The sequence below is a fragment of the Kitasatospora sp. NPDC056800 genome (assembly GCF_042789775.1).
Lineage (GTDB): Bacteria > Actinomycetota > Actinomycetes > Streptomycetales > Streptomycetaceae > Kitasatospora.
In genome coordinates, this window is sequence record NZ_JBHUAL010000006.1 from 1 (window position 1) to 4,659 (window position 4,659).

At 78.3% G+C, this 4,659-nt stretch carries 5 protein-coding genes and 1 pseudogene; 2 read left to right on the plus strand and 4 right to left on the minus strand.

The genetic code is table 11. The features are described 5' to 3' along the window. The first annotated feature begins 574 nt into the window (after window positions 1-574). Complete coding sequence (locus ACFRQN_RS02550) at window positions 575-874, plus strand: ArsR/SmtB family transcription factor (RefSeq protein WP_375874208.1); 300 nt, start codon at window positions 575-577, stop codon at window positions 872-874. A gap of 43 nt (window positions 875-917) precedes the next feature. Here ACFRQN_RS02550 and ACFRQN_RS02555 read toward each other — a convergent pair whose 3' ends face one another. Next, window positions 918-1,913: a zinc-dependent alcohol dehydrogenase family protein gene (locus tag ACFRQN_RS02555; RefSeq protein WP_380737677.1), complete on the minus strand. Its 996-nt coding sequence runs from the start codon at window positions 1,911-1,913 to the stop codon at window positions 918-920. Between the two features lie 183 nt (window positions 1,914-2,096). Here ACFRQN_RS02555 and ACFRQN_RS02560 point away from each other — a divergent pair, with 183 nt between their 5' ends. Continuing rightward, the gene (locus ACFRQN_RS02560; protein WP_380737679.1) at window positions 2,097-3,065 is read left to right on the plus strand and encodes a phosphotransferase family protein; all 969 of its coding nucleotides are present in this window, start codon (window positions 2,097-2,099) and stop codon (window positions 3,063-3,065) included. A gap of 105 nt (window positions 3,066-3,170) precedes the next feature. Here the strand turns inward: ACFRQN_RS02560 and ACFRQN_RS02565 are convergent, their stop codons facing one another. The 3 genes and pseudogenes from ACFRQN_RS02565 to ACFRQN_RS02575 form a co-directional block, all read right to left on the minus strand. Continuing rightward, window positions 3,171-3,362, minus strand: coding sequence for a hypothetical protein (locus tag ACFRQN_RS02565; RefSeq protein ID WP_380737794.1), 192 nt, complete (start codon window positions 3,360-3,362; stop codon window positions 3,171-3,173). 134 nt (window positions 3,363-3,496) lie between these two features. Beyond that, a pseudogene (locus ACFRQN_RS02570) lies at window positions 3,497-3,967 on the minus strand (SUKH-3 domain-containing protein); the annotation flags it as partial. Continuing rightward, window positions 3,910-4,332 (minus strand): YwqJ-related putative deaminase, encoded by a 423-nt coding sequence (locus ACFRQN_RS02575; protein WP_049660792.1) that lies wholly within the window; start codon window positions 4,330-4,332, stop codon window positions 3,910-3,912. The pseudogene ACFRQN_RS02570 and the gene ACFRQN_RS02575, both read right to left, overlap by 58 nt. Window positions 4,333-4,659: the final 327 nt, after the last annotated feature.

A 4,659-nucleotide genomic window follows, 5' to 3' on the forward strand; every position in this document is an offset into this window, starting at 1 on the left:
GCCGGTCCCCTGTCCGGCGGGGCGCGCCGCCTGTCTCCGCGGGCCCTCTCCTTCCGGCCGCCGTCCCGGGCCTCGCGCCGCCGTGCCCGGCGGTCTTCGGCGGTCCTTTCGCGGGGCGTCTCCCCCGTGCCGCCCGCCACGACGCGCCTCCTCTCTTCCGGCCGTCCTCGGCGGTCCGTCACGGGCCCCTCCCCGGCGCCGCGTCCCTCCCCCGCCGCGCCGCGCCGCGCATCCCCTCTTTCCGGCCGTCCTCGGCCGCGCGCCGTCGTGCCCGGCACTCCCGCGCGGCCCGCGGCCGGCCCCCGTGCCGGGCGGCGGGGCGTGTTGCGCGGGTGTTGCGGTGGGTGTGGGCGGCGGGTGGGGCGCGGGGGCGGTCCGGGGGTCCGGCGCGCCTCCCGGGGGCGGAGGCCGGGGGCCGGGCGATCGTCCCTGGTAGCGTCGTGCTCGTGAAGTCGCGCACACGGCGCGGTTTTTGACTGTCGGACAGACGGGGGTCGAGTGTTGGGAAGGGGTGGTGGGTGTGGGGCGGGCACGCGTGGCGGCGCGGGTGATCGTGCACCCTGGTGTGGAGGACGTGAGCGTCCAGCAGGTGCTGGAGGCGCTCGCTGATCCGGCCCGCAGGACGGTGGTGCGCACGCTCGCGCACTCGGGAGCCGATCTCAGCTGCGGTTCCTTCGACCTGCCGGTGGGGCGTTCGACCTCCAGCCACCACTTCAGCGTGCTGCGCGAGGCGGGGCTGCTGCGCCAGTACTACGTGGGCACCACCAAGATGAACGCGCTGCGCAGCGAGGAGTTGGAGCGGCGGTTCCCGGGGCTGCTGGCGGCGGTGGTGGCCGCCGCCGACGCGGAGGCCCGCCGGGCCCCGGGGGCCTGAGGGCCCGCCGGCCCCCGGCAGGGGGCTGGCCTCCGGTGGTGGTTCAGTCGCCGACGGCCAGGACGATCTTGCCGATCTGGGTGCCGGCCTCCAGGTAGCGGTGGGCCTCGGCGACGGTGTCGAGGCCTTCGAAGACGCGGTCGACGGCGGGGGTGAAGGAGCCGTCGGCCAGACCGGCGGTGACGAACGCGTGGGCGCGGCGCAGGCGTTCGTCGTCCCGGGTGACCTCGTGCATGGAGAAGAAGCGGCTGGTGACGGGGGCGAAGGTGTCCTGGCCGGGCATCGGGGTGTCGCGGGGGTCGAGGCGGCCGTAGACGGTCAGGCGTCCGCCGGGGGCCAGGGTGCGGGCGAGGGTCAGGACGCCGGGTCCGGCGACGGGGTCGAGGACGGTGCGCACGCCGGATCCGCCGGTGGCCGCGTCGACGCGGGCGAGGAGGTCGTCCTCGCCGGTGACGACGACCTCGGCGGCGCCGGCGTCCAGCAGGTGCCGGGCCTTGGCGCGGGTGCGGGTGGTGGCGATCGGGTGGGCGCCCAGGCGGCGGGCGGTGCGGATGGCGGCCAGGCCCACGCCGGAGGCGGCGGCGGTGATCAGCACGTGGTCGCCGGGGCGCAGGTGGCCGTCCTCGGCGAGGGCGCCGTAGGCGGTGAGGTAGGGCATCCACACGGCGGCGCCTTGGGCGGGGGTGAGGCCGGCGGGGTGGGGGACGGCGGCGCGGGCGGGGACCAGGACGTGGGTGCCGTAGACGCCGTAGTCGTTCTGGGAGAACGCGGGCACGGTGTCGACGAGGTCGCCGGGCGTGAAGGCGGTGACGCCCTCGCCGACGGCCTCCACGGTGCCGCTGGCCTCGTAGCCGAGGGTGGCGGGCAGGCGCGGCCGCTCCAGGTAGGTGCCGGCGCGGAAGAGGGCCTCGGCGCGGTTGAGGCCGATCGCGGCCACGCGCAGGCGCAGTTCGCCGGGCCCGGGTTCGGGCAGGGGGCGCTCGCGTACGGCCAGTACCTCCGGTCCTCCGGTGGTCTCGAAGACGACGGTCCTGGGCATGGCGGGCCCCTCCCCCTGGGTGTGGTGCGGATCGGCGTCCAGCCAACCCCGGGCGCGCCCCGCCTGTCAAACTTCGACACCTGTCGGAATAGAGGCCTTCTGTCCGTGGTTGTACGGGAGTTGACTCTTCGTCAGGCCTGCCCGGGGCGGGTCGGGCGGGGGTGGGGCGTAGGCTTGCCGTCCATGATCGACGGTGGGGACTGGGGCCAGGGGTGGGACGGCACGCGCCGGTGGGTGGAGGGGCTCCTCGCGCCCGGTGAGCGCGTCACGGCGGCGAGCGCGCTCACGGGCGGGTGGACCTCGCGGATGCGCCGCGTGGACGTGGAGCGGGCGGGTGGCGCGGGCCCGTACGCGCTGGTGCTGCGCTCCTTCGTCAAGCCGTTCTACCGCCGCCACGCCCCGGGGCTGCTGGCCCGCGAGGCGGCGGTGCTGCGCCTGCTGGAGGGCGGCGGCGTCCCGGCGGCGCGCCTGCGCGCGGTGGACGGGTCGGGGGCGGTGTGCGAGCACCCGTCGCTGCTGATGACGCACCTGCCCGGCACCGTGCGGGTGGCCGAGGACGGGGAGGCGGGGCGGCGCGCGGGCCTGCTGGCCGCGCAGCTGGCCGCCGTGCACGCCCTCGACGTCGCCGAGGAGGACCGGCCGCGCGCCTGGCAGGCGTGGACGGCCCCCGAGCGCGTGAAGGTGCCCGGGGGCACCGCCCGCGCCGGGCTGTGGCGGCGGGCGGTGGAGGTGATCGGCGGCGCGGTGCCCGCGCACCGCTCCTGCTTCCTGCACCGCGACTTCCACCCCGGCAACGTGCTGTTCACCGGCGCGGGCGCCGACCTGGCCGTCAGCGGGGTCGTCGACTGGGTGGAGACGTCCTGGGGGCCGGCCGACCTGGACGTCGCCCACTGCTCCACCGCCCTGGCCCTGCTGCACGGCCCCGCGGCGGGCCTGGCCTTCGCCGACCGCTACACCGCCGCCGGCGGCCGCACCCTCGCCGACGGCCGCGACCACCTGTACTGGCGGCTGCTGGACGCCCTCGCCTTCGCCCCGGACGCCCGGAAGGTCGCCGAGCCCTGGCGCGAGCTGGGACGCGCCGACCTGACACCCGCCGTGCTGACGGGACGCCTGGAGGACTACCTGCAGGCCCTGTTCGACCGCTACGCCTGAACCCGGCCCCGGGCCCCCGGGCCCCGGGTGCCCGGGGCCCGGGGTGCCCGGGGGGGGTGCCGCGGTGCCGCCGCGACGCGGGCGGCGGGACGTGCCGCCGGCGCGTCAGCGGGCCGGGTACCACGCGCGGTACATGTCCAGGACGCGGTCGGCGGGCAGGGCGGGCATCTGCGTGACGAGGCCGTTGCGGCGGTCCACGACCAGGCAGCCCGCGCCCACGTTCGCGAGCGGGTCCGGGTCGGCGAAGACCGGGAAGGCCGGCCAGCCGAGCTCGAACTCCCGGAGCACGACGTCCACCGCGCCGAGGGGGCCGCCCCGGACGGCGCGCCGGCGGGCCAGGTCGCGGGCCCTGGCCTCGTCCGCCGGTTCGCCGGGGGAAGCGGGGCCGGCGCGGCCGGGTCGAGGCGCCTCGGGCGCCGGCCCTCGACCAGGGCGACCAGGGCGCCGTCGAAGGAGTCGGCGACCTTCCACAGGTCGCCCCAGAACAGGTGGACGGCGCCCTCGGCGTCCATCGCGAGCCGCCCGCGTCCCAGGTCGTACTCCCCGACGGGCACCAGGTCCGGGCCGTACCTCGCGCCGTGGGCGCGCAGGCTCCGGTCCGCGTGGAGCCCGACCCCGGGATCGATCCGAAACGGCATCCGGGACATGTCCGCACCCGGCCCGTACTGGTGGACGGCCATGCCGCCGAACTCCCGCAGCACGGCCATCACGGGGGCCGGGAAGTACGCGGCCGGGTCCCCCCACGAGCGCAGCCGGGCCCGCAGTTCGCGCTCGGGCAGGCGGACGCCCTCGTACCAGCCGGCCGCGGTCAGGGCGCGGAGGACGGGGGCGGGGAAACGGGACGTCACAGCGCGGGCACCTCCACGACCCGCACGCCGAGCGCGTCGAGCGCGGGTGCGCACGACGAGCAGGGCGGGATCGGGCGCTCGTGCGCCGGATCGCCGGGCTCGCGCAGCAGGATGCCCGCGATCACCGCCCCGGACAGCAGCAGGCCCATGCGCTCGATGACCCGGTCGTGCCCGGGGTCGTGGACGCCTTCGGCGACGAGCGCCGCCCGCGCCTCGGCGGCGACCCGCGACAGCAGGACGACCTCCGGGCAGCGCCCGTGGAACAGCGAGCGCATCGCGGGCGCGGTCCGGTCCAGCAGGCTCCGCACGGCCGGGTGCGCGTCCGTCGTGGCGGTGTGCGTGCTGGTCGCCGTCACCGCCTCGGCCCCGGGGCGCAGCAGTGCGGCGCCGACGCCCGGCGGTATGTCGTCGTCGGACATGGTGCGGCATCAACTCGTCTCGTGTCGTGGCCGGGTGCGGCGCGCGGGAGCGCCGCGACGGCCGGTGGCGGGGGCCGGTGACACGGTAGCGGTGGTCCGCGGCGGGCCGCCGGGGTTCCCGCGTGCGGGCCGCGCGGGCGGTGCGGGTACGGGCCGCGCGGGCGGCGCGGGTACGGGCGGGGGTCGGGGGCCGGCGGGCGGGTGCGCCCCCTGCCCGGGGCGGGGCAGGGGGCGCGGGCCGACGGGGCCGGTCAGGGGGCCGGGGCGGGCCGGGGCTCCTCGTGCCGCGGCTCGTCCTGCCGCGGCTCGTCCTGCCGCGGCTCGTCC